Genomic DNA, 24,235 nt, shown 5'->3' with positions numbered 1-24,235 from the left:
TTCTCCACAGGTCGCCCATCGGGCAAAAAAACCTGACAAAACCGAAGGTTAGAGACACCTCATTCCAAAAAACCCTGTAGGCTCAAGCGCTTAGCGGGTAGACATGCCTCGCGGGTTTCGCCTTGCAACTTTAGTCTTGGATGAATAAAAAACAGCGTTTTTATTCAATTCTCCCCATACCGATTACGCATACGGCATACCAATTCAGGAATCACGCCCCGCTAATGCACTTGTCCTGCACACTCACCGGCACACCCGACCCGTACATCGGATATGCGCCCTGGGCACGTCCACCTGAAGTGCCCACTGACGCTCGACAAAAAGAAAAGCCGCCACCCTGAGGTGACGGCTTTTCTTCTGCGGCAGATTCCGTGCACCAGCCAACGGCTGGTCGAGGGATCAGTGGCTGCTGCGCGGCCAGTGCTCCAGCATGTCCGCCAGCAGGCCGGCAGGCGCCTCTTCGGTAATCACCGCACGCCCGATACGCTCGAGCAGGATCAGACGCAGACGGCCATCGACATTCTTCTTGTCCAGCTGCATGTGACGCAGGAAGTCCTCGACCCCCATGTCCTCCGGCGCTTGCAGCGGCAGACCGGCCTTGCCGATCACCTTGGCGATACGCTCGACATCGGCACTCGACAGCCACCCCATGCGCGCCGAAAGTTCAGCGGCCATCAGCATGCCGGTGCCGACGGCTTCACCGTGCAGCCAGACGCCATAGCCCTGGTCCGTCTCGATGGCATGCCCGAAGGTGTGGCCGAGGTTGAGCAGTGCGCGCACGCCCTGCTCGGTCTCGTCCTGCGCCACGACATCCGCCTTGATCGCACAACTGCGGCGGATGGCCTCTCCGAGCAAGGTTTCATCCAGCGCCATCAAGGCCTGCATGTTGTCTTCCAGCCAGCTCAGGAAGCTTTCATCCCACAGCAGGCCATACTTGATGACCTCGGCCATGCCCGCCGACAGCTCACGCTGCGGCAATGTCCTGAGGCTTGAGGTATCGATCAACACCAGTCTCGGCTGCCAGAAGGCACCCAGCATGTTCTTGCCGCGCGGATGATTGACGCCGGTCTTGCCACCCACCGAGGAATCCACCTGCGACAGCAGCGTGGTCGGCACCTGGATGAAGGCCGCCCCCCGCTGATAACAGGCGGCGGCAAAACCGGTCATGTCGCCGATGACTCCCCCACCGAGGGCGATCAAGGTGCAACGACGATTGAAGCCGGCCTCGAGCAGGGCATCCCAGATCAGACCGATACTGGCCATGTGCTTGGTCTGTTCGCCATCCTCGAGAATCACCTCTCGAATATCCAGACCATCGCCAAGTGATGCCTTGAGCGCCTCCAGATACAGTGGCGCCACCACGGTGTTGGTGACGATCATCACCTGACGACCGGCGAGATGCTCACGAATGAGGTCTCCTCGCGCCGTCAGGCCCGGGCCGATGTGAATGGGGTAACTACGCTCGCCAAGTGCGACATCGAGACGATGAGCGGGAGCCAGGGACATGATGATTCTCCTTGCGGCGAAACGAATGACGGCGCCTGAATGTAAGCGAGAGCCAGACTCCCCAGGGGAGTCTAGCCATGCACGTGGAGCGGGTCTGACAATGCCTTGAGCCGGCGCCGGATCTCGTTGGTGACCGCACGCGGGCTGCGTCGATCGGTACGCACGATGATATCCGCGGTGTCGCGATAGAGAGGGTCTCGCAGCTCGAAGAGACGCTTGAGCACCCGCCCCGGGTCATCCTGCTGGAGCAGAGGACGATTGCGGTCACGTCCGGCACGCTTGAGCTGCTGCTCGACCGGAGCATAGAGATAGACCACCGTGCCGCGCTCTCGCAGCACGCGCCGGTTGGCTTCGGCCATGATGGCACCGCCACCGGTGGCCATCACGACATCGGACAGCGAGGTCAGCTCGTCAATCACGGCCTGCTCGCGCCCGCGAAAGCCCGCCTCGCCCTCGACATCGAAGATCCAGGGGATGCTGGCACCGCAGCGATCTTCGATCACGTGGTCGCTATCGCAAAATTCACGATGCAAGTCGGCCGCCAGCAGGCGGCCGATAGTGCTCTTGCCGGCCCCCATGGGGCCGACAAGGAATACGTTGGGAATCACATGCATCAGCGCACCGCCAGGCCGTCCTCGATGATCTTCGGGGTAATGAATACCAGCAATTCTACCTTCTCGTTGGACTCTTCGGTATAGCGGAAGAGATTCCCGATCACCGGCAGATCCCCCAGGAAAGGTGTCTTGAAGACGCTGCGTATCTGTTCGGAGGTCAGAATACCGCCCAGCACCACCGTCTCGCCATCATTGACCAGCACCTGAGTCTCGATTTCATTGGTATCGATGGCCGGCTCGCCATTGAAGCTGTCATCGGACACGTCGTCATTGTTGATCAACAGATCCATGATGATGCGGTTGTCCGGGGTGATCTGCGGCGTGACCTCCAGCGCCAGCACCGCCTCCTTGAACTCGATGTTGGTCGCGCCGCTGGAGGTCGCCTCCTCGTAGGGAATTTCCTGACCCTGCTTGATGACGGCCTTCTTCTGGTTGGCGGTGATGATCTTGGGCTGGGAGATGGTCTGGCTCTTGCCTTCGCTTTCCAGCGCCGAAAGCTCCAGATCCAGCAGGATGTCGCCGGACAGGTAACCGAAGCTGAAGGTGCTGCCCGGATCACTGTCGTCACCCAGATTGACGCTCAGGCCACCGTCACTGGTCGTGCCGGTCGACGCACCTTCCAGGCCGAACTTGCCGTTGCTGCTGTTGGAAAGCCCCCAGTTGACACCGATTTCACTCGACACGCTGCTGCGCGCGATCACGATGCGCGCCTCGATCTGGACCTGACGCACCGGAATGTCGAGATACTCGAGGGTACCGCGAATGGACTCCAGAGTGTCGCGCGTGTCCTGGATCAACATGGTGTTGGTACGCTCATCCACCATGACACGACCGCGCTCGGAGAGCAGGCCGATACCGCCTTCACCGCGCAGCAATGCCGCCAGGTCCGCCGCCTTGGCATATCGCACCTGAATGTACTCCGTCGTCAGGGGCGCCAGCTCCTTGACCTGCTGATTGGCTTCCAGCTCCTTGCGCTCAAGTGCCGCCAGCTCTTCCGCCGGCGCGACCATCAGCACGTTGCCCATGCGGCGACTGGCCAGGCCATTCGACTTGAGCACCAGGTCCAGCGCCTGATCCCAGGGCACTTCCTTGAGGTTCAGGGTCACGTTGCCGGTGACGTTGTCACTGGCCACCAGATTGAGCCCAGTGAAGTCCGCGATGATCTGCAGCACCGAGCGCACTTCGATATTCTGGAAGTTCAGCGAGATCTTCTTGCCGGTGTACGGGAACTTGTCCTTGATCCGCTCCGCCTGCTCTTCCCGTGTCAGCGGCTTGACCTCAAGCACCAGCTCGTTGCCGGCCTGGGTGGCCAACTGGGTGTAGTAGCCATTGGCATCCACCACCAGGCGCACACCATCACGAGTACGCTGCGGGTCGATCCTCGAGACCGGAGTCGCGAAATCACCGACATCCAGCACCTGATTCAGCTCTGGCGGCAGGGCGACACCCTTGAGATCGATATAGATCTTGCGGCCACGCTCGGTCACACGAGACTCGACATTGGCGCGATTGAAGTTGACCACGACACGCCCTTCCCCCTCACTGCCCCGACGGAAATCGATACCACTGACGGAAGGCTCCGCCGCGACTTCCAGTCCGCCACCCTGCTGCTGCGGCTGCGCGGACTGGCCTGACGCGGCGGCGGCCACCGGACCGCCCTGCTCACCGACGATGACATAGAGGCTATTGCCTTCGGTACGCGTCACATAGGGACGGGTCTGGCTGAGCTTCATGACCAGGCGCGTACGCGAGCCGGCCTCCAGCGCCACCAGCTCCTCGACCCCATTGAGGCCGAGCTCGAAGCGGCGCTTGTCCAGCTGACTGCTGGTATCCATGAGATCGATGGTGATACGCGGCGGTGTCTCGATCCGGTATCCCTTGACCTCAGGCACCCCGCCGGCGAAATCGAGCTTGAGCTCCATCCGATCGCCACCCAGCGAAGTGAATTCCAGATCCTGCAGCGTGGAGGCCGCCTGCGCCACACTCGCCATCAGGCTGCCGAAAGCCGCCAACCCCAGCAGACTCATTCGTTGCAATCGCGTCATGTTCCCTTGTCCCCTGTCTCGCTGCGGCTCCGCCCAGCCATTGAAGCTGATCGCGCCTTATTCTTGTCGAAGCATTATGGTGTCGGTCATCGACCGCTCATCTTCCGTGACGATTCTGCAGACAGCGCCGCCAGCACGCGCTAACCGCTGGCATCTGCCGGTTGAGTCAATGCCATGGCGCGGGTTCGTTCGATCCAACCGCCCTGACCGTTGGGCACGATTTCCACCAGGTCCAGCTGAGTATCACCGATGCGAATGATGCGGCCGAAATTGCTCCCCATGTGTCCGCCGACACTCACACGCTGCACCTCCTGCTCCGGCGTCAAGATCAACGCCGAGCGACTGCCGTCCACATCCAGGGTCCCCACCATGCTGAGCTGCTCCATCGGCCAGGCCTCAAGAGGCTCGCGGGGGCGATCCAGATCCGGCCGCACGCCATTGTCCACCATGGCGAGCTCCTCCTCCGGCTCCGGCAGTCGCGACTGGAAAGGACTGCGAGCATCCGCCATGTCGTACGTCACGGGATGATACTCGGGCTGAGGCGGCAGGTCCTTGACCTGCCCCGTCGGCCGCCCTCTGAGCGACTCGAGCTCGCTCTCCAGCGCAGGCAGCTGCGGGTCACCACAACCGGCCAGCAGTGTCAGCAACATCGCACCACCCAGCACGACATGCTTGCGACGTGTCGTCAGACTCATCATTTACCTCCCGATGGCAACGGTGCGCCTTGGCGGTAGTTGTAAGTCTTGGCCAGCAGCGACAACTCCAGGTCTTCACCCTGCGAGACCGGTGTCAGCACGAAGTCATGCAACGTCACGATACGCGAAAGCCCGGCGACCCCAGACACGAAGGCGGCAATGCGGTGGTAATCGCCGCGCACCTTGATATCGAAGGGCTGCTCGACGTAGAAATCGCGATTCTGGGCCGGCTTGAGGCGAATGTATTCCACCTCCAGCTGGTTGTTGATGGCCGTCTCGCTGATGTCATCGAGCAGAGCCGGCACTTCGGCATCGGTCGGGAGCATCTCGAGCAGCTGTTCCATGCGCGTCTCCAGCTCGGCCATCTGCTCACGCATCACGGGCAGATTGGCCGCCTTGAAGGCCTTGGTCTCGAACTGGCTCAGCAGCTGACGCTCCTTGGCTTGCAGGCGCTCAAGATCCTCGGCCTTGGGCGCCGCAAGGAACCAGTGGGACGCCCAGAACAGGGCACCAAAGACGATCAGCACCAACACCACCTGCAAGGTGACGGGCCAGATACCCGCCTCCTTGAGGTCGAGATCCTGGAAGTCCGTCGACTTGAGACGACGCACTTCGGCATTGAGGAAACTCATTTCCGACCTCCCTGCCTGGCGGCCTTCGTATCGGCAGCACTGGAAGCGACAGCCGTCGGTGTCTCGGGAATCATGATATTGAAGCTGCGACGATCATCGTCGCTGCTCTGTACGTCGGACAGTGTCGGCGTACCGAAGACATCCGATGCCGCAAGCGTGCGCATCAGACCGGACACCTGACGCGTATTCTCCGCGATGCCGTTGGCCTTGATCTGACGTCCGCTGCGACTGATGCTCTGGTACCAGGCACCCTCGACCAGCGTCGCAACGAGCTGATTGAAGACACGTACCGTTTCCGGGCGCGAGAACTGCAGACTGCGAATCAGCTCGATCTGCGCCAGCATCTGATCACGCCGACTCTCGATATCCTCGACTTCCTTGATATCGCGATTCAGTCGCGCCATTTCCTTCTCGATGAAGGCATGCCGCTGCTTCTGCGCCTCGAGCTGGCTCTGGTAATACTCGCTCATGCCAAACCCGGCTCCCACCCCCACCACGGCGGCCAGCGCCAGGATGCCGAAGAAGCGCTTGCTGCGTTTCTCGCGACGCTCCTCACGCCACGACAGCAGATTGATCTCGATGGTCATGAGCGCTTCCTCATCGCAAGCCCGCAGGCCGTCAACATCGCAGGGGCATCACCGGCCAGCGCCTGGATGTCGACTCGAGGGTTGACGCTCATGTGCGTGAAGGGATTGGCCATGATCACTTCCAGTCCGGTGTGCCCTGCCAGCGACTCACGTAATCCGGGAATGGCGGCTGTCCCTCCTCCCAGCAGAATGCGCTGGACCTCACGACGCTTGCCGGCGGTGTAATAGAGCTGCAGGGAGCGCGCGATCTGCTGCACGAGCGTGTCACGGAACGGATCCAGCACTTCACTGTCATAGGTGTCCGGCAGACCACCACGCTTCTTGGCCAGGCCCGCTTCGTCATTGGAAAGATCGAAACGGTTCATTATCTCGTCGGTCAGCTGACGCCCCCCGAACACGGCATCCCGGCTGTAGACGATGCGACCATTCTGGATGACATGAAAAGCCGTCATGGTGGCACCGATATCGACGACCGCGACGCACTCTTCATTGTCGTAGGTAGGGGGGAGCTGGTGGCGCAATTCACCGAAGGCACGCTCCAGCGAAAAGGTCTCGACATCGACCGCTGACGGCTCAAGGCCGGCCTGCTCGAGCGCGGAGGTGAGCTGATCGACATCCAGGCTGCGACAGGCCACCAGCAGCAGATCCTGCTGATCAGGATTGCGGGCATTGACCCCCAGATGCTGGAAGTCGAACGCCACGTCATTGAGCGGGAAGGGAAAATGCTTCTCGGATTCGAGCGCGATGCGCTGCTCGATCTCGTCATCGGCCAGATTGGTCGGAAAACTCAATGTCTTGGTGATGGCGGCACTGGCCGGCACCGCCACGACGGCTCGTCGCGAGCGCGGCTGGGCCTGCTCGACCGCGCGCTTGATCGCCAGCACGACTTCATCCATGTCGCGGATGCGCCGCTCGACGACTGCGCCTTCCTTCAAGGGGCGCACCGCGTAGCTATCGATCTGGTATCGATTTCCGTGTCTGGACAGCTCCAGGAGCTTGACGGTCGCCGATGTGATATCGACGCCAATCAGTCCCTTGCCGGCGGATTTGAGTCCCAGCAATTGGCATTCCCCTGCTCTGATGACGACCCCGTCTGACTGGCGGGCCGCCGCTTCCCGTGCGGCACCGCCGCGGCATCCTCTTCTGCTGAGAGGTTACATTATGTTTCGCAGAATAACACAACAGACGCGCAAGACAGGGTTCAACGCTGGCCGCATCTGGACCCGCTACTTATAATGCCCCAGCAATGGAATTGCCAATCCCCCCGCAGCCACCCGCCTTTCATTACCCACGGACCCTGTCTTGCCCATGAAGCTATTGAGACGACTACTTTCGCCAGTGTTCTGGCTGCTGCTGTCACTGTGTGCTGCGGGATTGCTGGCCATCGTCGGCGCCTCCCTGTATTTCGCACCTGGCCTGCCCGATGTTCATCAATTGCAGGATACCAAGCTGCAGACGCCGCTGCGCATCTACACCCGTGACGGCAAGCTGATCGGCGAATACGGTGACCAGCGCCGCATCCCGGTCACCTTCGACGAGATCCCCGAGACGTTTGTGGACGCCCTGCTCGCGGCCGAGGACAGCAATTTCTTCTCGCACCCGGGCATCGACCCCAAGGGCCTCGCGCGTGCCGCCGTCCAGCTGGCTTCCAGCGGCAGCATCCAATCGGGCGGCAGCACCATCACCATGCAGGTCGCGCGCAACTACCTGCTGACGCTGGATCAGACGTTCACGCGCAAGATTCGCGAAATCCTGCTGTCACTGCAGATGGAGCAGATCCTCTCCAAGCAGGAGATCCTCGAGCTCTACGTCAACAAGATCTTCCTGGGCCATCGCGCCTACGGGATCGCGGCTGCGGCACGCACCTACTATGACAAGTCTCTCGATGAACTGACCCTGGCCGAGCAGGCCATGCTGGCAGGCCTGCCCAAGGCCCCCTCCAGCTTCAACCCGCTCACCAACCCTCAGCGCGCCCTGATCCGTCGCAACTGGATCCTGCTGCGCATGAAGGAACTGGGCTATATCGAGCCTCAGGCCTATGACGAGGCCGTCAAGGCACCGATCACCGCGGCACGCCATTACACGCGCCCGGAAGTCGAGGCGCCCTACGTCGCAGAGATGGCCAGAAGCTTCGCGGTCGATCGTTTCGGTGACAAGGCATATACCGACAATGTGCGCATCACCACGACGCTGGACAGCAAGCTGCAGCCGCAGGCTCGCGATGCCTTGATCAAGGGCCTGATCGACTATGACACCCGCCATGGCTGGCGTGGCGTGGAGGAATCCGGTATCGCGGCGTCACTGGCGGAAGCTCAGGACCAGACCGATCAGGCCGGCCTCGAAGAAGAGATCTCTCGCTCTCCCGAAGTGCTGGAAACGGCCAGACAGGCCGCCCAGAAGAGCGAGAAGCGCATCGAGGGCATCGACCGCGATGTCTCCAACTGGCTGAAAGTGCTGGATCGCACGCCGGACTATGGCCCGCTCGAAGCCGCCATCGTGGTGGAAAATGATGGCAAGCAGATGAAGGTCCTGCTGGCAGACGCCAGCCTGGCCACGATTGGCTGGGACGGTCTGAAATGGGCGCGCGAGTACAAGAGCTCCCGCTGGCGCGGTGGTGTACCCGGCTCTGCCGCCGAGATTGCCAAGGTCGGCGATCTGGTGCGCGTCATCAAGGAAGATGATGGCTATCGCCTGGGTCAGCTGCCGGATGCCCAGTCGGCCATCGTTTCACTGGACCCGGAAAATGGCGCCATCCTCGCACTCCAGGGCGGCTTCAGCTATTCCGCCAGCAAGTTCAATCGAGCGATACAGGCACGTCGTCAGGCCGGCTCCATCTTCAAGCCGTTCATCTACCTCTCGGGGCTCGAGCAGGGCGGCATGTCACCGGCGACCATCATCAACAATGCTCCGGTGGTCATGCAGGATGGCAACAAGGTATGGCGCCCGGAGAACGCCGGCGGCAAGTTCACTGGTCCGACCCGGATCCGCGTTGGTCTCTATCGCTCCCTGAACCTGGTGTCCGTGCGACTGCTGCAGACCGTCGGTCTCGAGAAGACGCTCGACTTCCTCGTCAAGGTGGGCTTCAAGCGCGAAGAGCTGCCCAACGGTCTGTCACTGGCACTGGGCAGCGCCTCGCTGACACCGCTGGAAATGGCCCGTGCCTACGCCGTACTCTCGAACGGCGGCTTCCGTGTCGAACCCTGGTACATCGACACCGTCACGCGCGGTGACGACGAGACCGACTACGAAGCTCATCCGGCCGTCGCCTGCGCCAACTGCACGCCGGGCATGGTGACCGTCAATCGTGATGGCCGTCAGTATCCGCTGGCCGAGCGCATCGCCTCGCCGGAATCCATGTACCTGATCCGTGACATGATGGAAGACGTCATCAAGCGCGGCACCGGCCGTGGGGCCCTGACGCTTGGTCGCGATGACCTGGCTGGCAAGACAGGGACCACCAATGACCAGCGTGATGCCTGGTTCTCCGGCTTCAACAGCAAGCTGGTCGCGACCGTCTGGGTCGGCAAGGACTCCAATGACACCCTCGCCGAGTACGGTGCCCAGGCCGCGCTGCCCATCTGGGTCGACTACATGCGTGGCGCCCTCAAGGGCATGCCATCCGCCAGGATGGAGCGCCCCGATGACATCGTGAGCGCGACCATCGACCCGGAGTCCGGCAAGCGCCTGCACAGTGGTCAATCCGGCGGCGTCAGCGAGCTGTTCCGCAAGGACAATCTGCCGCCCTACAAGGAACGCACCATCCGCAAGGAGCTGGAGCAACAGAGCGGCTCAGAAGGCACCGGAACTTTCGAGGCCATCTTCTGATCTGAAGCAGGTCACCTGCGCCCGTCCACACCGCGCGCAGTGAGGTGAAAGAAGAGCGACCCATGGTCGCTCTTCTTTCATCCATCTGGCCTCGCTGTCCTTCAATGCCCCCTTTCACCATGCCCGGAGTCTGCATGCTTCACCCATTGCCCACACTGCGCATGACCCTGCTGCTGTGTCTGGCCCTGAGCCCGCTTCGCGAGGCCAGTGCCGATGATGACCTCTTCTACGCTCCCCCCGCCGCCAGCGAGGATTCCGAGCCATTCAGCGGTCAGGCCGAGCTGGGCTTTACCAAGCTCTCCGGCAACTCGAACAGCGAAACCTTGCTGGGCAAGGCCCGCCTGTCCTGGCACCTCAAGCCCTGGACCCACACCTTCCGCATGGAAGCCAAGCATGTGTCCAGCAGCGGCGAGACCACCACCGAGCAGTACCTGATCGGTCAGCGTGAGCGCTATGACCTGGGGCGTGATCGCTATGCCTTCGGGCTGCTGCGCTGGGAGAAGGAGCGCTTCTCCGGCTATGACGATCAAGTCACCTCCATCGGGGGGTACGGGATTCGCCTGCTGTCAGGCCCTGAGCACAACCTCTCTGTCGAGGCGGGTCCGGGCTATCGCTACGACAATATCACCGAGGGGGATCACGAGAACTACCTCCTCGGCTACACGGCCATGGACTATCGTTGGCAGCTGTCTGATACCTCGAATTTCGAGCAGCAGTTCTCGGTGGAAGGTACCCGGGACAACATCATCAGCCGCAGCTATACCGCACTGACCGTCTCCATCAATTCCAGCCTGGCCTTGAAGCTCTCCCACGAGATCAAGAACAACACCAGCCCGCCGGATGACACGGACGCCAAGACCGACACCACCACCGCCGCCTCGATTCTCTACAGCTTCTAGTACGCCACTGAAAGTTGTTGGACAGACAGCAAAAAGCCCTCGCCGGACATCTCCGACGAGGGCTTTTTCTTCAGCACCCCGCAAGCGGGGCCCGATGACGCTTAACCGTAGACCTGATCCGCATTGGTCAGCGGGTAATGCGCCGGATAGGGCTTGCGCGCGACACCGGAATCGATGGCGGCTTGCGCCACGGCAGCCGGCAGACGCTCGAGCAGACGCGCATCCATCGGCGTCGGGATGATGTACCCCGGACCGAATTCGAGGCTGTCGATCTCGTAGGCATCCAGCACGTCCTGGCTGACCGGCTCGCGAGCAAGGTCCTTCAGCGCGTGAACGGCCGCCAGCTTCATCTCTTCATTGATGCGTGTGGCTCGCACGTCCAGCGCACCGCGGAAGATGAACGGGAAGCCCAGCACGTTGTTGACCTGGTTCGGGTAATCGGAGCGACCTGTCGCCATGATGACGTCCGGACGCGCTTCGCGAGCAGTATCCGGATGGATTTCCGGATCCGGGTTGGAGCACGCGAACACGATCGGCGTGTCAGCCATCTTCTTGAGCTGCTCGGCCTTCAAGAGGTTGGGGCCGGACAGGCCGACGAAGACATCCGCACCTTCGATGACATCATCCAGCGTACGCAGCTCGGTCTCGGTGGCGAACATCGCCTTGTACTGGTTCAGGTCATCACGGCCGCTGTGGATCACGCCCTTGCGATCGAGCATGAAGATGTTCTCGACCTTGGCACCACTGGAGACCAGCAGCTTCATGCAGGCAATCGCGGCAGCACCGGCGCCCAGGCAGACGATACGCGCGTCTTCCAGGGACTTGCCGGCGATATCGAGTGCGTTGAGCATGCCGGCAGCGGTGACGATGGCCGTGCCGTGCTGGTCATCATGGAAGACCGGGATGTTGCACTGTTCGATCAACGCCTGCTCGACTTCGAAGCACTCCGGTGCCTTGATGTCTTCCAGGTTGATGCCACCGTAGGTGGTGTGGATGCGACGCACGGTATCGATGAAGGCCTGCGGGCTTTCCGCATCGATCTCGACGTCGACGGAGTTGATGCCAGCGAAGCGCTTGAACAGCACGCCCTTGCCTTCCATGACCGGCTTGGAAGCCAGCGGCCCGAGATTGCCCAGCCCCAGGATGGCGGTGCCATCGGAGATGACGGCGACCAGGTTGCCCTTGCCGGTATACAGGTAGGCATTTTCCGGATCGGCAGCAATCTCGCGGCACGGCTCGGCTACACCCGGGCTGTAGGCCAGCGCGAGGTCCTTGGCAGTTTCTGTCGGCTTGGTCAGCTCGATGGACAGCTTTCCGGGAATCGGTTCGGCGTGATATTGCAGTGCTGCTTTCTTCATGGCATCAGACATGCGTGTCATCCGGTATTTTAGCGGGGGTTGGCTGTGACCAGAATATAGAAAAACCCCCTCGCGAACAACCAACGCAACTTGTTGTTATAAAAGGAATTAATACGGATGTTTAAAAACTGTTTTAGCCATTCGTCTAACGTTATGGATGCCCCACTCAGTCATAAACCTTTCCTTATCACTGACGGGTCGGCGTGGCGTTTCGCCCCGCGTATCTCATGAAAATCCGCGCAATGACCGCGCGCATCCGGCGCCGGAAATGAAATGCCTCCTGCGCAGAGGGGTGATGCGTTGGTGGCGCTGGAATAGTGCCAGCTCGGCACCAATCCCCTCACCTGCATCGAATGACAGGCACAAAAAAACCCGCTCGCAAGCGGGTTTTTTCGTTGATGGCGCTGCGCGATGCACAGCGCCATGCAAGCGACAAGCAGCTGAAGGTATCAGCGCTTGATGGCAGCACCGAAACGCTTGTTGAAGCGCTCGACGCGGCCACCGGTGGTAGCCTGCTTCTGCTTGCCGGTGTAGAACGGGTGGCACTCGGAGCACACGTCCAGCGCGAAGGTCTGCTTGGAAGTGGAACCGATTTCGTGCTGCGCGCCGCAGGAGCAGGTTGCGGTCTGGCGCTGGTAGTCCGGATGGATACCCTGTTTCATGGTGTGTAACCTCAGGTCGCTGTGCACCGCCACCTGATCGATTGCCAGGCACCGTACACGGGTTTTGGATGTAACCGGTCATTCCGCCGACTCCGACGGAAGGCGACGCATTTTACCAGCCATCTGCGACAAGACCAAACTTTGTGGCGTTTATTGCCGGCAACACTCTGTAGACTGCGTGGCGTTTTCCTCTCGTCATCTCATTCTCTCTTCCTCGGATGCCTTGCGTGCCTGACACCAGCGACAAGACTGCGACTCACCTGCCCGGACGTGTACTGGGCATCGCGATTCCCGGCCCCCTGCGCGACCTGTTTGACTATCTGCCAGCACGCCAGCCACCTCGCCATGGCTGGCAGGTCGGTCTGCGCGTGCGCGTCGAGTTCGGCCGTCGCCAGCTGGTCGGGGTGATCGCGGAGCTGCGCAGCGACTCAGCCTTTCCCATCGAGAAGCTCAAGCCCGTCAGCGAGGTGATCGACGAAGCGCCATTGCCGGCCGACTGGCTGTGGATATGTCAGTTCACCGCACGCTATTACCAGCACTCACTCGGCGACACCTTCGCGCAGGCGATGCCATCACTGCTGCGCCAGGGACGTGCCCTCGAGGCACGCACCCGTGAGCGCTGGTCACTCACCGACAAGGGGCGTATCACGGAGCCGGCCAGCCTCGGCCGCGCGACCCGCCAGATCGCATTGCTCGAGCTGCTCGCTCAGCACCGTCATGGCCTGGTACACAGCGCGATCACCGCCCAGGGCTTCACCCGCCAGCAGCTGGAAACCCTGCGCAGTCGTGGCTTCATCGAATCACGTGAAGAGCCTGTCACCGGCGCCACCCCGGAGCAGGCCAGCAAGGGCGTGCTGGCCGAGCCCAGCCTGGCACTCAATGACGAGCAGGGCCGCGCGCTCTCGCGCCTGCATGAAGGCCTGAGTCGCTTCTCCCCCACGCTGCTGGAGGGCGTGACCGGCTCCGGCAAGACCGAGGTCTACCTGCAACTGATCGAGGCGGTGCTGGATCGCGGCGGCCAGGCTCTGGTGCTGGTGCCCGAGATCGGCCTGACGCCCCAGACGCTGGAGCGCTTCCGCAGACGTTTCCGCGTCCCCCAGGTGATGCTGCATTCCGGCGTCAGCGATGGCGAGCGCCTCGATGGCTTCGAGGCGGCACGCAGCGGCCGCGCGCGCATCGTGATCGGCACGCGCTCTGCCATCTTCACGCCGATGGCAAAGCTCGGGGTGATCATCGTCGACGAGGAGCACGACGGCTCCTTCAAGCAACAGGATGGCCTGCGCTATCACGCCCGCGATCTGGCGCTGGTACGTGGCAAGCAGGAAGGCATCCCGGTAGTGCTCGGCAGCGCCACGCCGTCTCTGGAAAGCCTGCGCCATGCCCGCGAAGGGCGCTTCACTCACCTGCATCTGCATCAGCGTGCCGGGCGCAGCCAACCGGCACGCCTGCACCCGATCGACCTGCGCGGCCGCATGACGCTGGGCGGACTCTCCACCCAGAGTCTGGACGCCATCGAGAAGCGCCTCGCCCAGGGCGATCAGGTGCTGGTATTCATCAATCGGCGCGGCTTCGCTCCGACGCTGACCTGCCATGCCTGCGGCTGGATCGCCGAATGTGACAACTGCGACGCACGCATGACCCTGCATCGCCATCCCCCGCAGCTGACCTGCCATCACTGCGAACGCACCCGCCCGCTGCCGGATGCCTGCCCGGCCTGCGGCAGCGGCGATGTTCGTCCACAAGGCGCGGGCACCGAGCGCACCGAAGAGCTGCTCGGCGAGAAATTCCCCGACGTGCCGGTGCTGCGCATCGACCGCGACAGTACCCAGCGCAAGGACGCCATGAGTGAAGCGCTGGCAGTGATCCGCCGTGGCGAACCCTGCCTGCTGGTCGGCACCCAGATGCTGGCCAAGGGCCACCACTTCCCCCACGTCACGCTGGTGGTGGTGGTCAATGCCGACAGCGGACTCTACGCCGCCGACTTCCGTGCGCTGGAGCAATCCGCCCAGCTGCTGGTGCAGGTCGCCGGGCGAGCCGGACGCGCCGAGCGCCCCGGTGAGGTGCTGATCCAGACCCGCCATCCGGAAGACCCCAACCTGCTGACACTGATCCAGGCCGGCTACCCACAGCTGGCCGGCGAGCTGCTGGAGGAGCGCCGCATCGCGCAGTTGCCGCCGTTCAGCCATCTGGCCTTGCTGCGCGCCGAAGCCACCGATCAGCAGCAGGTCGAGCAGTGGCTGTTGAAGGTAGGAAGCGCCCTGCGTCAGCACATCGACAGTGCCGACCTCAAGGTGGACTGCCTCGGCCCGGTACCGGCGCCGATGGAGCGCCGCCAGAATCGCTATCACGCCCAATTGCTGTTGCGCGCGGCGAAACGCGGCCCGCTGCATGAAGCCGCCGCCTGGCTGGTGACGCTCTGCGAGCAGGATCGTGACGCGCGCCGCCTGCGCTGGTCACTGGATGTCGATCCCATCGGCATGGCCTGAGTCTGGCAGGGGGACTCAGGCAGGTGTCGCCAGCTCCGATACTGAACTGACCACTATCCCGCCAGGACACGGATTGCGCCGTGATTGATCACGACGGTTTATGCAAGCCGCAGGATCGGTGATAATGCCCGCCATCGTGCAGCGACATCCGCACTCCCCCATTGCCCGCAGGCCTGATGCCTGCAACCGCCTGCTCCAGAGCACGCGGTGCGACCTGAGCCGTGAAGAGACCGATATTCCATGAAAGAGACGATCATCGAACTGCTGGGCCAGGCCCTGGATTCCCTCAAGGCCGACGGCACCCTGCCCGCCGACGCCAGCCCGCAGATCAAGGTCGACCCGACCAAGGACAAGACCCACGGCGACTACGCCAGCAACCTGGCGATGATGACGTCCAAGGCTGCCGGCATGAAGCCGCGTGAGCTGGCCGAGAAGCTGGTCGCCGCCCTGCCGGCCTCCGACGCGGTCTCCAAGGTCGAGATCGCCGGCCCCGGCTTCCTGAACTTCTTCGCCGAGACCGGGGCGGTGGCCGACATCGTGCGCCGCGTCTTCAGCGAAGGCGACCGCTTCGGGCACAGCGACGTGGGCGCCGGTGAGAAGGTCCAGGTCGAGTTCGTCTCCGCCAATCCGACCGGGCCGCTGCATGTCGGTCACGGGCGTGGCGCCGCGGTCGGCGACGTGCTGTGCCGCCTGCTGGCCGCCACCGGCCACGACGTCACGCGCGAGTTCTACTACAACGACGCCGGCGCCCAGATCAACAATCTGGCGCTCTCCGTTCAGGCACGCGCCAAGGGCCTGGGCCCGGATGACGCCAGCTGGCCGGCTGATGGCTATCGCGGTGACTACATCCGCGAACTGGCCGCCTCCTACATGGCCGGCGATACCGTCGAAGCCGATGGCAAGCAGGTCACGGGCGCCGCAGAACCTGACGATCTCGACGCCATCCGCGTCTTCGCCGTCGCCTACCTGCGCCATGAACAGGATCTGGACCTCAAGGCCTTCGGCGTCGAGTTCGACGTCTACTTCCTCGAATCCTCGCTCTACCGTGACGGCAAGGTCGAAGACACCGTCAAGCGCCTGGTCGACAACGGCTATACCTACGAAGACGATGGCGCCATGTGGCTGCGCACCACCGACTTCGGGGATGACAAGGACCGCGTGATGCGCAAGCGTGACGGCGGTTACACCTACTTCCTGCCAGATGTCGCCTACCACCTGGACAAGTGGCAGCGCGGTTTCACCCAGGTCATCAATGAACAGGGTGCCGACCACCACTCCACCGTGACTCGCGTGCGTGCGGGCCTGCAGGCCCTCAAGGCCGGCATCCCGGAAGGCTGGCCGGACTACGTGCTGCACCAGATGGTCACCGTGATGCGCTCCGGTGAGGAAGTGAAGCTCTCCAAGCGTGCCGGCAGCTACGTGACCCTGCGTGACCTGATCGAGGAAGTCGGCCGCGACGCGACCCGCTACTTCCTGGCGGCGCGACGTGCCGACTCCCAGCTGACCTTCGACATTGACCTGGCCCGCTCCCAGTCCAACGACAACCCGGTCTACTACATCCAGTATGCCCACGCCCGCGTGCACAGCGTGCTGCGCAAGGCCAGCCGTGAAGACAAGGCCTTCGATGAATCTCTGGCCATGGCGCAACTGTCCTTGCTGACCAGCGATCAGGAAAAGGCCGTGATGAATCGCATGGCCCAGTTCCCGGACGTCGTCACCCACGCCGCCAAGGTGCGGGAACCGCAGCAGGTCGCTCAGTATCTGCAGGACCTCTCCTCTGACTTCCACACCTGCTACAACGCGGTGAAGGTGATGGTCGAGGACGACGCGACCCGCAACGCGCGCCTGGCGCTGGGTCTGGCGACCGCTCAGGTCATCCGCAACGGCCTGGCCCTGCTGGGTGTCAGCGCTCCCGAGGAGATGTAAGCCATGGCTGCTCGCCGCCCCGCCAGCAAGAAGCCCGCTTCCCGTCAGGGAGCCAGCCCCCGCCGGCAGCCCGCCGCCAGTCAGAGCCGCGGCTTCCCGGGGTGGCTGTGGGGGATCGTCGGTCTGGTCGCCGGCTTCGTGCTGGCTCAGTATTTCCAGCAACAGGCGCCGCGTCTGCCGGTGGCTGCCATCGTGCCCAAGGCCAACACTCAGCAGAATGGTCAGCAGGCCGCACAACAGGGTAGCCAGCAGGACAAGGCATCGCAGAAGGACACTCCCGAAGAGAGCGGCGGCAGCATGCCGACCTTCGAGTTCTACACTCTGTTGCCGGAAACCGAGGTGATCGCCCCCAAGGTGGATGAGTACAAGTCCACTCCGCGTCCGGGCAGCGCCGAGAGCACCAAGAAGTCCGAGGCTTCGCTGACCAACTACATGCTGCAGGCGGCCTCCTTCCGCGAGATGTCCGATGCCAGGAAACTGGCCGGCAAGCTCAAGGATCTCGGCCTGCTGGCCAAGGTCAGTGACGTCAATGCTTCTGGCGGTACCGTCTGGCACCGCGTTCAGGTCGGCCCGTACAAGGACACCCGCGAGCTCAACCGCGCACAGGATCTGATGAACACCCAGGGCATCGAGCCTCTGCTGATCAAGCTGCAATGACCTCGGCATGACGCCACAGGTCAACGGGCCCGCTCACAAGTTGAGCGGGCCCGTTGCGTAAAGGGCGCCAGCCCTCTGCACAACGGGCGTCAACGCTAAGTCGCCGATGACTTGAAACCCGCATCAGCGCCCCCATTTACAGCATTCCGGTGAGATATCAGACCGCGATCCGCCACGGTGGCGGTGACACGTCGCGGCAAGCAGTGGCAATTGCCAGACTGACGACCACCACCCGTTTTACGCGACGAGGCCCTGGCCTCGTCTGCCCCGAAATGCCATGCCCGGCCCCGTTCACCTTATTCCAATCGCCGGCATGCTCTCTCAGGAGTTATCCATGACCACGATCGTCTCCGTGCGTCGCAACGGCCAGGTCGCCCTGGCTGGTGACGGCCAGGTATCCCTTGGCAACACTGTCATGAAAGGCAACGCAGCCAAGGTGCGTCGCCTGTATCGCAATCAGGTGCTGGCCGGCTTCGCTGGCGGTACCGCCGATGCCTTCACGCTGTTCGAACGCTTCGAAGCGCAGCTCGAGAAGTATCAGGGCCAGCTGGTGAAATCCGCCGTGGAACTGGCCAAGGAGTGGCGCTCCGACCGCGCCCTGCGCAAGCTGGAAGCCATGCTGGTGGTGGCCGACAAGCATGCCTCGCTGATCATCACCGGCAACGGTGACGTGGTCGAGCCCGAACACGGCGTGCTGGCCATCGGCTCGGGCGGCAACTTCGCCGAAGCCGCCGCCCGCGCCCTGATCGAGAACACCGAGCTGTCCGCCCGCGAGATCACCGAGAAGTCCATCTCCATCGCGGCCGACATCTGCGTCTTCACCAACCACAATGCCATCATCGAGGAGCTGTCCTGAGATGTCCCAGATGACCCCGAAGGAAATCGTCAACGCCCTCGATCAGCACATCGTCGGTCAGCCGGAAGCCAAGCGTGCCGTGGCCGTGGCCATGCGCAATCGCTGGCGTCGCATGCAGCTCAACGATGATCTGCGCCCGGAAGTCACCCCGAAGAACATCCTGATGATCGGCCCGACCGGTGTCGGCAAGACCGAGATCGCTCGTCGTCTGGCCAAGCTGGCCGGCGCGCCCTTCCTGAAGATCGAGGCGACCAAGTTCACCGAGGTCGGCTACGTCGGACGTGACGTGGAATCGATCATCCGTGACCTGGTCGAGGTCGCCATGAAGCTGGTGCGTGAAGAGGCCATGAAGGAAGTGCGCGACAAGGCCGAGGATGCCGCCGAGGATCGCATCCTCGATGCGCTGCTGCCGCGCGCCCGTGGCGAGGAATATGATGCGGCGGCCAACAACAGCAGCACGCGTCAGATGTTCCGCAAGAAGCTGCGCGAAGGTCAGCTGGATGACAAGGAAATCGACATCGAGCTGAGCCCGGCCAGCCAGAGCCTGGATTTCGCCACCCCGCCGGGGATGGAAGAGATGACCAGTCAGCTGCAGTCCATGTTCTCCAGCATGGGCAAGCAGCAGAAGGAAAGCCGTCGCATCAGCGTCAAGGAAGCCCTCAAGCTGGTTCACGAGGAAGAAGCGGCCAGAATGGTCAGCGATGAAGACCTCAAGAGCCGTGCCATCGAGGCCGTCGAACAGAACGGTATCGTCTTCCTCGACGAGATCGACAAGGTCGCCAAGCGTGGCGAGTCCGGCAGTGGTGGCGACGTGTCCCGTGAAGGCGTGCAGCGCGATCTGCTGCCGCTGATCGAGGGCTCCACCGTCTCCACCAAGCACGGCATGGTCAAGACGGACCACATCCTGTTCATCGCTTCCGGCGCCTTCCACCTGTCCAAGCCCTCGGACATGATTCCGGAGCTTCAGGGCCGTCTGCCGATCCGCGTCGAGCTCAATGCCCTGACCCCGGACGACTTCAAGCGCATCCTGACCGAGCCGTCCGCGGCATTGATCCGTCAGTACAAGGCGCTGCTGGCCACCGAAGGCGTCGAGCTGAGCTTCGCGGATGACGCCATCGAGCGTATCGCCCAGATCGCCTATCAGGTCAACGAAGGCACCGAGAACATCGGCGCGCGTCGTCTGCATACCGTGATGGAACGCCTGCTGGAAGAGATTTCCTACGAAGGTGCCGATCAGGCGGGTGAGCTCAAGGTCGATGCCGCCTATGTCGATGCTCGCCTGGGCGACCTAGCGTGTGACGAAGACCTGTCGCGCTACATTCTCTGACGTCTGGCGTCAGCGCCTGACCCGCGAGAAGCCCTCATGGCGGCAATCGCCACCCTGAGAGATGCCACTGACGCCCGATCCGGCTTGGCCCGGTTCGGGCGTCAGTGCATCATGCGACATAGATACGTCGACGCGCCCGAGATGTCGCTCGACGCTCCTGTTCCTTCGGTCGCCTTACAGCGTGGTGTCATGCTGGACGGCGGGCTGACACGAGGATGCCCTGATGAGCCACGACACACCTGAAGACCACGCTGCCGAGCAGGACGAACCTCGCAGCCAGCAGCGCGACTACCGCCTCAATGAGCGCCATGCCCGTGACGCCGACGAGGCCCCGGTACCGACGCGCGTGCACTATCACAAGTCGGAGCGTGAACTGGAACTGGGCTATGCGGATGGCCAGACTTTCCGCCTCAGCACCGAATTCCTGCGCGTGATGTCCCCCTCCGCGGAAGTGCGCGGTCACGGTGTCGGCCAGGAAACGCTGCAGGTCGGCATGCGCCACGTCGGTCTGGCCAACATCACCCAGAGCGGTCGCTATGCGCTGAAGCTGCATTTCGATGATGGCCACGACAGCGGCCTCTACACCTGGGAATACCTGTGGGAACTGGCCAACCGCCGCGATGCCATGTGGGCCTACTACCTGCGCCAGCTGGAAGAGGCCGGTGCCTCGCGTGAGCCGCTGGGCATTCCGCTCAATCAGCTGTAAGCCACTGATGCCAATGGGGCGCGGCAAGATGTCCGACTCGACGTCTTGTCAAAAGACAGCCCGCTGGCCAGCGGTTACAATCGAGCCACTGCGAAAGCTCACCATATTGCGCTGACGTCCCCCATGGGTGGCGTCACAACAGGGGAAGTCATGGACAAGCGTACGACTCACTTCGGTTATCAGGAAGTTGCCGTGGACGAGAAGGCAGGCCGCGTCGCGGATGTCTTCCACAGTGTCGCCGCCAAGTACGACGTGATGAATGACCTGATGTCCTTCGGCATCCACCGTCTGTGGAAGCGCATTACCCTGGAGCGTGCCGGTGCCCGTCCGGGCCAGACGGTGCTGGACATTGCCGGTGGCACCGGGGATCTGACGCTGAAGTTCTCGCGCCTGGTCGGGCCGAAGGGTCGCGTGGTGCTCGCCGATATCAACGCCTCGATGCTCAACGTCGGGCGTGACAAGCTGCTCGACCGCGGTGTGGGTGGCAATGTCGAGTATGTGCAGGCCAATGCCGAGGCGCTGCCCTTCCCTGACAACACCTTCGACATCATCACCATCGCCTTCGGGCTGCGCAACGTCACCGACCAGGCCAAGGCCCTGCGCTCCATGCAGCGCATCCTCAAGCCCGGAGGCCGTCTGCTGGTGCTGGAGTTCTCCAAGCCGGTCAATCCGCTGCTCTCCACCGCCTACGATCAGTACAGCTTCCGCCTGCTGCCGAAGATGGGCGAGATGGTCGCCGGCGACGCCGATTCCTACCGCTATCTGGCCGAATCCATTCGCATGCACCCCGACCAGAAGACCCTGGCCGGCATGATGGAAGAGGCAGGTCTCGAGCGTGTCGAGTTCACCAATCTCACCGGTGGCATCGTCGCGCTGCACCGTGGTATCAAGCTTTGAGGCTGTCATGGCATTGCTGACCCCCCTGCTGGTGGCGACGGCGGAACGCACGCTCAACCGCCTGCTCGCCCGTGACCCCGCCTCCGCCATGCGCCTGAATGCGCTTGCCGGCAGACGCCTGCTGCTGCGCCTGGAGCGCCCCGCCTTCGACCTGCTGGTGCACTTCGACCTGCAGGGGCTGCATCTGCTGCGCCTGCCCGAGGCCAACGAGAGCGACGGCGACGTGGTGGTGGAGCTGGACATGGAAACTGCCGCGGCACTGCTGTCCGGTGAGCCCATCGAGCGCTTGATGTTCGAGGGCCGCCTGGCCGTGCGTGGCCGTCTGCACCTGCTGGAAAGCGCACGGGACCTGGTGATGGATCTCGATCTCGACTGGGAAGGGGCCTTGAGCGAATGGTTCGGCGAGACCCCCGGTCATAGTCTGGCCACCGGCCTGCGCAGCCTCGGTCGCTTCGGGCTGACCAGCCGTCGTGAGCTGGAGCTGGATCTGCGCGAGTATCTGACCGAGGAAGCACGCTGGCTGCCCGGCCATGCCCAGCTGCAGGTCGCGCGGGACGAGCTGACCGAGCTGACCCAGTGCCTGGATCGCACCGAGGCACGCCTGGCGCGCCTGCGACGCCATCTGGAGGCCGTCACCACGCCACGGTCCGCTGATCGGGAGTGCCAGCCGTCGTGAGACTCTATCGCCTGCTGAGCATCCTGTGGGTCATCGCCCGCTATCGACTGGATGATCTGATCCCGCTGTCTCGCGTACCTGCGCTGCTGCGGCCGCTGGTCAAGCTCTCACCGCTGCGCCTGCTGCCTGTCGGCAAGCGCTCGCGTGGTGAGCGCCTGCGGCTGGCACTCGAAGCGCTGGGCCCGATCTTCATCAAGTTCGGCCAGATGCTCTCGACTCGTCGTGACCTGCTGCCACCGGACGTCGCCGATGAGCTCAAGCGCCTGCAGGACCAGGTGCCGCCCTTCGAGAACGAGGTGGCGCGCGAACTGGTCGAGCAGGAGCTGGGCATGCCGGTCGAGGAAGCCTTCGCCGAATTCGAGGCGCAACCGCTGGCCTCGGCTTCCATCGCCCAGGTCCATGCGGCACGCCTGCACGATGGTGCCGACGTGGTGGTCAAGGTGATCCGCCCGCGCATCGAAGAGGTGATGCGCAAGGATATCGGCCTGCTGTATCTGCTCGCGCGTCTGCTGATGAAGCTCTCGCCGGAAGCACGGCGTCTGCGCCCCGTGGAAGTGGTCTCCGATTACGAGGCCACGCTGTTCGACGAGCTGGACATGCACAAGGAGGCCGCCAACACCTCCCAGCTCAAGCGCAACTTCCTCGATTCGCCCCTGCTCTACGTGCCGACCATCCACTGGCCGCTGACGCGGCGCCGGGTAATGGTGCAGGAGCGCATCCGCGGCATCCCGGTCGCCGACATCGACGAGCTGGAAGCCCAGGGCACCGACTTGAAGAAGCTGGCCGAGCGCGGCGTGGAGATCTTCTTCACCCAGGTGTTCCGCGACAACTTCTTCCACGCCGACATGCACCCCGGCAACATCTTCGTCTCGCGAGAGAACGCCCATGACCCGCAGTTCATCGCCATCGACTGCGGTATCGTCGGCAGCCTGACCCGCGAGGACCAGGACTATCTGGCGCGCAATCTGCTGGCCTTCTTCCGTCAGGATTACTACGAGGTCGCGGCGCTGCACATCGAGTCCGGCTGGGTCGGGGAGGGCACGCGCGCCAACGAGTTCGCCGCGGCCATCCGGGCCGTCTGCGAGCCGATTCTCGAGAAGCCGCTCAAGGACATCAGCTTCGGCCAGGTGCTGCTGGGCCTGTTCCAGACCGCGCGCCGCTTCAACATGGAAGTCCAGCCGCAGCTGGTCCTGCTGCAGAAGACGCTGCTCAACATCGAGGGCCTCGGCCGTCAGCTGTATCCGGATCTCGACCTGTGGGCCACCGCCCGCCCCTATCTGGAGCGCTGGATGAAGGAGCGCGCCGGCCCCAAGGCGTTCTGGGCCGAGATGGTCAAGCAGGCTCCGGAGCTGTCACATCAGCTGCCGCAGCTGCCGGTGATGGCCTTCCAGGCCATGCAGCGCATCGATGATGAACACCGCGCTCGACAGCGTCAGACCGAGGCACTCGCCACGCTGCGCGATCGTGTCAATCATGCGTCCAGCACCGGCTGGCGCTTGCGCGCAGGTGGACTGCTGATCGCCGTGGCCTTCGGCTGGCAACCGCTGATCGCCTGGGCCGAGACGCAACCGATGATGGTGCTGGTCGGCGCGGGGCTGGGCATCGTGCTGTTGCTGTGGCGCTAGCCGCGCCCCTGCTTCGCTCGCGGCGCTGACCGAAACTTGCCGCCCCTCGGGGCGCAGTGCAATATGATTGTCATGTAACCCTTGCATCCTGAGTCGCCGGGCCTTGCCTCGCGGCGGTGCTCGATGAGGCAGGAGCCTCGGGCTGGACTCGCTGCCTTCGCTCGGGCCCGGTTGTCCGGCTGGCCGCGACGCTCCTGCAACGGCTCTCATGCAACGGCTCTCATGCAACGGTTCTCATGCAGATAAGGTTTTCATG

The 24,235-nt window shown here is 63.1% G+C and carries 20 protein-coding genes; 11 read left to right on the top strand and 9 right to left on the bottom strand.

The window, feature by feature from the left end; all coding sequences use genetic code 11:
- Nucleotides 1–399: 399 nt before the first annotated feature.
- The 7 genes from aroB to pilM form a co-directional block, all read right to left on the bottom strand.
- Nucleotides 400–1,506 (bottom strand): 3-dehydroquinate synthase, encoded by a 1,107-nt coding sequence (gene aroB, locus BFX80_RS01880; RefSeq protein ID WP_084207838.1) that lies wholly within the window; start codon nucleotides 1,504–1,506, stop codon nucleotides 400–402.
- Nucleotides 1,507–1,577: 71 nt separating this feature from the next.
- Nucleotides 1,578–2,120, bottom strand: coding sequence for a shikimate kinase AroK (aroK, locus tag BFX80_RS01875; RefSeq protein ID WP_077377951.1), 543 nt, complete (start codon nucleotides 2,118–2,120; stop codon nucleotides 1,578–1,580).
- On the bottom strand, nucleotides 2,120–4,165 hold the full coding sequence (locus tag BFX80_RS01870) for a type IV pilus secretin PilQ (protein WP_077377948.1): 2,046 nt from the start codon (nucleotides 4,163–4,165) through the stop codon (nucleotides 2,120–2,122). Before BFX80_RS01870 ends, aroK begins: the two co-directional genes overlap by 1 nt.
- 140 nt (nucleotides 4,166–4,305) lie before the next feature.
- On the bottom strand, nucleotides 4,306–4,860 hold the full coding sequence (locus BFX80_RS01865; protein ID WP_167592959.1) for a pilus assembly protein PilP: 555 nt from the start codon (nucleotides 4,858–4,860) through the stop codon (nucleotides 4,306–4,308).
- Nucleotides 4,860–5,492: a type IV pilus inner membrane component PilO gene (gene pilO / locus BFX80_RS01860; RefSeq protein WP_077377942.1), complete on the bottom strand. Its 633-nt coding sequence runs from the start codon at nucleotides 5,490–5,492 to the stop codon at nucleotides 4,860–4,862. The genes BFX80_RS01865 and pilO overlap by 1 nt, the downstream gene beginning before the upstream one ends.
- Entirely contained in the window at nucleotides 5,489–6,079 is a 591-nt protein-coding gene (locus BFX80_RS01855; RefSeq protein WP_077377939.1) for a PilN domain-containing protein, read from the bottom strand. The genes pilO and BFX80_RS01855 overlap by 4 nt, the downstream gene beginning before the upstream one ends.
- Entirely contained in the window at nucleotides 6,076–7,140 is a 1,065-nt protein-coding gene (gene pilM, locus BFX80_RS01850) for a type IV pilus assembly protein PilM (RefSeq protein WP_103751454.1), read from the bottom strand. The genes BFX80_RS01855 and pilM overlap by 4 nt, the downstream gene beginning before the upstream one ends.
- 247 nt (nucleotides 7,141–7,387) lie before the next feature.
- Between pilM and BFX80_RS01845 the strand changes: the two genes are divergently transcribed.
- Together BFX80_RS01845 and BFX80_RS01840 are read left to right on the top strand one after the other, a co-directional pair.
- Nucleotides 7,388–9,904: a penicillin-binding protein 1A gene (locus BFX80_RS01845; protein ID WP_084207836.1), complete on the top strand. Its 2,517-nt coding sequence runs from the start codon at nucleotides 7,388–7,390 to the stop codon at nucleotides 9,902–9,904.
- A gap of 134 nt (nucleotides 9,905–10,038) precedes the next feature.
- Nucleotides 10,039–10,803, top strand: coding sequence for a DUF481 domain-containing protein (locus BFX80_RS01840; protein ID WP_103751453.1), 765 nt, complete (start codon nucleotides 10,039–10,041; stop codon nucleotides 10,801–10,803).
- 101 nt (nucleotides 10,804–10,904) lie between these two features.
- Here BFX80_RS01840 and BFX80_RS01835 read toward each other — a convergent pair whose 3' ends face one another.
- The gene (locus BFX80_RS01835; RefSeq protein WP_077377933.1) at nucleotides 10,905–12,173 is read right to left on the bottom strand and encodes a malic enzyme-like NAD(P)-binding protein; all 1,269 of its coding nucleotides are present in this window, start codon (nucleotides 12,171–12,173) and stop codon (nucleotides 10,905–10,907) included.
- Nucleotides 12,174–12,610: 437 nt separating this feature from the next.
- Entirely contained in the window at nucleotides 12,611–12,823 is a 213-nt protein-coding gene (gene rpmE, locus BFX80_RS01830) for a 50S ribosomal protein L31 (RefSeq protein ID WP_077377930.1), read from the bottom strand.
- Nucleotides 12,824–13,041: 218 nt separating this feature from the next.
- Here rpmE and BFX80_RS01825 point away from each other — a divergent pair, with 218 nt between their 5' ends.
- The 9 genes from BFX80_RS01825 to ubiB all read left to right on the top strand — a co-directional run bounded on the left by BFX80_RS01825 (nucleotide 13,042) and on the right by ubiB (nucleotide 23,979).
- The gene (locus BFX80_RS01825; RefSeq protein WP_084207835.1) at nucleotides 13,042–15,309 is read left to right on the top strand and encodes a primosomal protein N'; all 2,268 of its coding nucleotides are present in this window, start codon (nucleotides 13,042–13,044) and stop codon (nucleotides 15,307–15,309) included.
- Between the two features lie 240 nt (nucleotides 15,310–15,549).
- Nucleotides 15,550–17,235: an arginine--tRNA ligase gene (gene argS, locus BFX80_RS01820; protein ID WP_077377924.1), complete on the top strand. Its 1,686-nt coding sequence runs from the start codon at nucleotides 15,550–15,552 to the stop codon at nucleotides 17,233–17,235.
- Between the two features lie 3 nt (nucleotides 17,236–17,238).
- Entirely contained in the window at nucleotides 17,239–17,892 is a 654-nt protein-coding gene (locus BFX80_RS01815) for an SPOR domain-containing protein (RefSeq protein WP_077377921.1), read from the top strand.
- A gap of 334 nt (nucleotides 17,893–18,226) precedes the next feature.
- Nucleotides 18,227–18,748: an ATP-dependent protease subunit HslV gene (hslV, locus tag BFX80_RS01810; protein WP_077377918.1), complete on the top strand. Its 522-nt coding sequence runs from the start codon at nucleotides 18,227–18,229 to the stop codon at nucleotides 18,746–18,748.
- 1 nt (nucleotide 18,749) lies between these two features.
- Nucleotides 18,750–20,075, top strand: a complete 1,326-nt coding sequence (gene hslU, locus BFX80_RS01805) for an ATP-dependent protease ATPase subunit HslU (RefSeq protein ID WP_077377915.1) — start codon at nucleotides 18,750–18,752, stop codon at nucleotides 20,073–20,075.
- 346 nt (nucleotides 20,076–20,421) lie between these two features.
- A complete protein-coding gene (locus BFX80_RS01800) occupies nucleotides 20,422–20,781 on the top strand; it encodes a gamma-butyrobetaine hydroxylase-like domain-containing protein (RefSeq protein WP_240499733.1) in 360 nt (119 codons plus the stop codon).
- Between the two features lie 150 nt (nucleotides 20,782–20,931).
- The gene (ubiE, locus tag BFX80_RS01795) at nucleotides 20,932–21,678 is read left to right on the top strand and encodes a bifunctional demethylmenaquinone methyltransferase/2-methoxy-6-polyprenyl-1,4-benzoquinol methylase UbiE (protein WP_077377909.1); all 747 of its coding nucleotides are present in this window, start codon (nucleotides 20,932–20,934) and stop codon (nucleotides 21,676–21,678) included.
- A 7-nt stretch (nucleotides 21,679–21,685) separates the two neighbouring features.
- Nucleotides 21,686–22,354 carry a ubiquinone biosynthesis accessory factor UbiJ gene (locus BFX80_RS01790; RefSeq protein WP_084207833.1) on the top strand — a complete coding sequence of 223 codons (669 nt, stop codon included), beginning with the start codon at nucleotides 21,686–21,688 and terminating at the stop codon, nucleotides 22,352–22,354.
- The gene (gene ubiB / locus BFX80_RS01785) at nucleotides 22,351–23,979 is read left to right on the top strand and encodes a ubiquinone biosynthesis regulatory protein kinase UbiB (protein WP_084207832.1); all 1,629 of its coding nucleotides are present in this window, start codon (nucleotides 22,351–22,353) and stop codon (nucleotides 23,977–23,979) included. The genes BFX80_RS01790 and ubiB overlap by 4 nt, the downstream gene beginning before the upstream one ends.
- Nucleotides 23,980–24,235: the final 256 nt, after the last annotated feature.

Origin of the sequence: Cobetia marina, from assembly GCF_001720485.1 — a bacterium.
GTDB lineage: Bacteria > Pseudomonadota > Gammaproteobacteria > Pseudomonadales > Halomonadaceae > Cobetia > Cobetia marina.
This window is presented reverse-complemented; position numbering and strand designations above follow the sequence as displayed.

What these genes read in the sequence shown, in the direction of transcription:
- BFX80_RS01870 (WP_077377948.1), bottom strand. Translation starts at nt 4,165, where the DNA reads ATGACGCGATTGCAACGAATGAGTCTGCTGGGGTTGGCGGCTTTCGGC.
- aroB (WP_084207838.1), bottom strand. Translation starts at nt 1,506, where the DNA reads ATGTCCCTGGCTCCCGCTCATCGTCTCGATGTCGCACTTGGCGAGCGT.
- BFX80_RS01835 (WP_077377933.1), bottom strand. Translation starts at nt 12,173, where the DNA reads ATGTCTGATGCCATGAAGAAAGCAGCACTGCAATATCACGCCGAACCG.
- hslV (WP_077377918.1), top strand. Translation starts at nt 18,227, where the DNA reads ATGACCACGATCGTCTCCGTGCGTCGCAACGGCCAGGTCGCCCTGGCT.
- BFX80_RS01815 (WP_077377921.1), top strand. Translation starts at nt 17,239, where the DNA reads ATGGCTGCTCGCCGCCCCGCCAGCAAGAAGCCCGCTTCCCGTCAGGGA.
- pilO (WP_077377942.1), bottom strand. Translation starts at nt 5,492, where the DNA reads ATGAGTTTCCTCAATGCCGAAGTGCGTCGTCTCAAGTCGACGGACTTC.
- BFX80_RS01845 (WP_084207836.1), top strand. Translation starts at nt 7,388, where the DNA reads ATGAAGCTATTGAGACGACTACTTTCGCCAGTGTTCTGGCTGCTGCTG.
- BFX80_RS01855 (WP_077377939.1), bottom strand. Translation starts at nt 6,079, where the DNA reads ATGACCATCGAGATCAATCTGCTGTCGTGGCGTGAGGAGCGTCGCGAG.
- BFX80_RS01790 (WP_084207833.1), top strand. Translation starts at nt 21,686, where the DNA reads ATGGCATTGCTGACCCCCCTGCTGGTGGCGACGGCGGAACGCACGCTC.
- hslU (WP_077377915.1), top strand. Translation starts at nt 18,750, where the DNA reads ATGTCCCAGATGACCCCGAAGGAAATCGTCAACGCCCTCGATCAGCAC.
- argS (WP_077377924.1), top strand. Translation starts at nt 15,550, where the DNA reads ATGAAAGAGACGATCATCGAACTGCTGGGCCAGGCCCTGGATTCCCTC.
- BFX80_RS01865 (WP_167592959.1), bottom strand. Translation starts at nt 4,860, where the DNA reads ATGAGTCTGACGACACGTCGCAAGCATGTCGTGCTGGGTGGTGCGATG.
- ubiE (WP_077377909.1), top strand. Translation starts at nt 20,932, where the DNA reads ATGGACAAGCGTACGACTCACTTCGGTTATCAGGAAGTTGCCGTGGAC.
- rpmE (WP_077377930.1), bottom strand. Translation starts at nt 12,823, where the DNA reads ATGAAACAGGGTATCCATCCGGACTACCAGCGCCAGACCGCAACCTGC.
- aroK (WP_077377951.1), bottom strand. Translation starts at nt 2,120, where the DNA reads ATGCATGTGATTCCCAACGTATTCCTTGTCGGCCCCATGGGGGCCGGC.
- BFX80_RS01825 (WP_084207835.1), top strand. Translation starts at nt 13,042, where the DNA reads ATGCCTTGCGTGCCTGACACCAGCGACAAGACTGCGACTCACCTGCCC.
- BFX80_RS01840 (WP_103751453.1), top strand. Translation starts at nt 10,039, where the DNA reads ATGCTTCACCCATTGCCCACACTGCGCATGACCCTGCTGCTGTGTCTG.